General features: G+C 65.7%; 3 protein-coding genes. All 3 read left to right on the top strand.

Annotation, left to right across the window (positions count from 1 at the left end; all coding sequences use genetic code 11):
* Positions 1-231: ParA family protein (locus tag AC3IFE_RS21020; protein WP_489191823.1), on the top strand; the 231-nt coding region annotated here is incomplete at its 5' end.
* 31 nt (positions 232-262) lie between these two features.
* Positions 263-1,156, top strand: coding sequence for a ParB/RepB/Spo0J family partition protein (locus AC3IFE_RS21015; RefSeq protein ID WP_011546803.1), 894 nt, complete (start codon positions 263-265; stop codon positions 1,154-1,156).
* 10 nt (positions 1,157-1,166) lie between these two features.
* Positions 1,167-1,950: SLC13 family permease (locus tag AC3IFE_RS21010; RefSeq protein WP_489191822.1), on the top strand; the 784-nt coding region annotated here is incomplete at its 3' end.

Below are 1,950 nucleotides of genomic sequence, written 5' to 3'. Positions count from 1 at the left end.
GTGATGTTCGATCCGCGCATTACGCTGCAGCAGCAAGTCTCCGATCAACTGAAAGCGCACTTCGGCGACAAGGTGTTCGACGCGGTGATTCCGCGCAACGTGCGCCTCGCGGAAGCGCCGAGTTATGGGTTGCCGGGCGTCGTGTTCGATCGCAGCTCGCGCGGTGCGCAGGCGTATATCCAGTTCGGCGCCGAGATGATCGAACGCGTGCGCGCGTTCGAGGTGTCGTGATCCGGACATGAGCGAAGCGAGGAAGAAAGACATGAACGCGGTACCAAAGAAGAAGGGCTTGGGACGTGGCCTCGAAGCGCTGCTCGGCGGCAGCGCCGACATCACCGAAGCAGTGAAGATCGAAGGCGCACCGAACACGCTCGCGCTCGGCAAGCTGCAAGCCGGCAAGTACCAGCCGCGTACGCGGATGGACGAAGGCAGCCTGCAGGAGCTCGCGGCGAGCATTCGCGCGCAGGGCGTGATGCAGCCGATCCTGGTGCGGCCTATTTCATCAGACAAATACGAGATCATTGCGGGCGAGCGACGGTTTCGCGCGGCCCGCCTGGCCGGCCTCGATGAAGTGCCTGTACTCGTGAAGGACGTCTCCGATCAGGCTGCCGCCGCGATGGCGCTGATCGAGAACATCCAGCGCGAGGACCTGAACCCGCTCGAAGAGGCGCACGGCATCCAGCGTCTGCTCGACGAGTTCGGTTTCACGCACGAACAGGCGGCCGAATCGGTCGGCCGTTCGCGCAGCGCGGTGTCGAACCTGCTGCGCCTGCTGAACCTCGCGTCGCCGGTGCAGACGATGCTGCTGGCCGGCGATCTCGACATGGGGCACGCACGCGCGCTGCTCGCGGTCGACGCGGCCACGCAGATCACGCTCGCGCATCAGGTGGTCAACAAGCGCATGTCGGTGCGCGAGACCGAGAAGCTCGTCTCGCACACGACGAAGGAAGCGCCGGCCGTGAAGGCGCGTGCGAAGGACGATGGCGGCCGCGATACGCGTCGCCTCGAAGAGGAGTTGTCCGATCTGCTCGCGTCGACGGTGAAGATCAAGCTCGGCCGCCGCGGGCGAGGGCAGGTGCTGATCGATTTCGGCAACCTCGATGCACTCGAGGGCATTCTCGCGCGACTGCGAGGCAACGTCGCGACAGAAGAATAACGGGGCAGGTATGGAAGAAACGGGCGTACCGGCGCCGCGCCGGTGGCTCGGCTGGCTTGCGCAGGAACCGGTTCTGTCGGTCCTGGCGCTGGGCCTGATCGTGCTGCAATGGGTGCGTCCGCAACCATTTTCGGTACTCGCCGATCGCGTCGACTGGCAGACGGTCGCGACGCTCGCGGGCCTGTTGATGCTGACGAAGGCGCTCGAGTTGTCCGGCTGCCTGATGTGGCTCGCGCATCGCATCGTGCATCACGTGCATTCCGAACGCGGGCTCGCGATGCTGCTCGTCGGCTTCGCCGCGGTGTTGTCGATGTGGCTCACCAACGACGTCGCGCTGTTCGTCGTCGTGCCGTTGATGGTGTCGCTGCGCGCACTGACTCCGCTACCGTTCCGGCGGCTCGTGATCGTCGTCGCGCTGGCCGTCAATGCGGGCTCCGTCGCGACACCGCTCGGCAATCCGCAGAATCTTTTCCTGTGGCAATTGAGCGGCGTGTCGTTCGGCCGCTTCGTGGTCACGCTCGGGCCGCTCGCCGTCGCGCTGATGGCGCTGCTGCTCGTGCTGACCGCGGTGATGTTCCGCGCGAAGCCGCTCGACTTGTCCGGCGACGTCGCGGCCGTTCCCGTCCAACGCATGCACGCGCTGATCGCGGCGGTGCTGTTCGCCGCGTTCGTGCTGCTCGCCGATGCGCATCATCCGCTGCCGGGCCTCGTCGGGGTCGCGATCGTGCTGCTCGCCGTCAAACGCGACGCAGTCCTGAAGATCGACTGGCTGCTGCTGCTGATCTTCGTGCTGA

Source organism: Burkholderia sp. APQ4-4ca (assembly GCF_057837105.1).
Note: the sequence above shows the minus strand (reverse complement) of the source record. Positions and strands in the feature narration are given on the sequence as shown.